The organism is Idiomarina sp. UBA4206, from assembly GCF_002383015.1.
Classification (GTDB): Bacteria; Pseudomonadota; Gammaproteobacteria; order Enterobacterales; family Alteromonadaceae; genus Idiomarina; species Idiomarina abyssalis.
In genome coordinates this window covers 15,469-16,164 of sequence record NZ_DFTS01000062.1, presented here as the reverse complement: position 1 = coordinate 16,164, position 696 = coordinate 15,469, and the positions used below count along the sequence as shown (strand labels likewise).

Sequence of the window (696 nt, the reverse complement as noted above, 5' to 3'; positions counted from 1 at the left end):
AGAGTGGCTGCGCATTTATATGCACCCGGAGCAAGACTCTCTGCGCGAACAAATTTGCGAAGCCCCCGTATTTGATAAACGTGAAGTGACCGATTCCGGCGGTCACACCGAGACCCGGTATGTGATCCGAACACGTTTACAACTGGGTACATTTGACGAGCTGGTGGAACTGACGTTAACTAACAGAGACACTATGAAATTTCGGATGTTATTAGGCCGACAAGCCATGCGTGGACATTTCATCGTCGACCCACAGGCCTCTCACTTATTAGGAGAACAACCATGAGAATTGCGATTTTATCGCGTAACTCAGCGCTTTATTCAACACGCCGTTTAGTGGAAGCCGCTGAACAGCGTGGCCATGAGGTTGACGTACTTAACCCACTGCGGTGTTACATGGACATCAACGCGCGCGAATCGTCGATTCACAAACACGGTAAAGAGTTGCCCGTTTATGACTGCGTGATCCCCCGTATTGGTGCGTCTGTTACTTTTTACGGCACAGCGGTTCTGCGCCAGTTTGAGATGATTGGCAGTTACCCATTAAATGAGTCGGTCGCCATTTCCCGTAGCCGCGACAAATTACGCTCTCTGCAGCTTTTATCGCGCAAGGGTATTGGCCTGCCGACCACAGGCTTTGCCAGCCAGCCGCAGGACATTCCGGACTTAATTGACATGGTCGGCGGTGCGCCGCTG

General features: G+C 51.6%; 1 protein-coding gene and 1 pseudogene. Both read left to right on the top strand.

Annotated features, from left to right (window positions below; genetic code table 11):
- The coding region (locus tag B3180_RS12840) for an ATP-dependent zinc protease (protein ID WP_286844958.1) at positions 1-286 on the top strand (286 nt) is incomplete at its 5' end.
- Positions 283-696, top strand: a pseudogene (locus B3180_RS12835) (30S ribosomal protein S6--L-glutamate ligase); the annotation flags it as partial. The gene B3180_RS12840 and the pseudogene B3180_RS12835, both read left to right, overlap by 4 nt.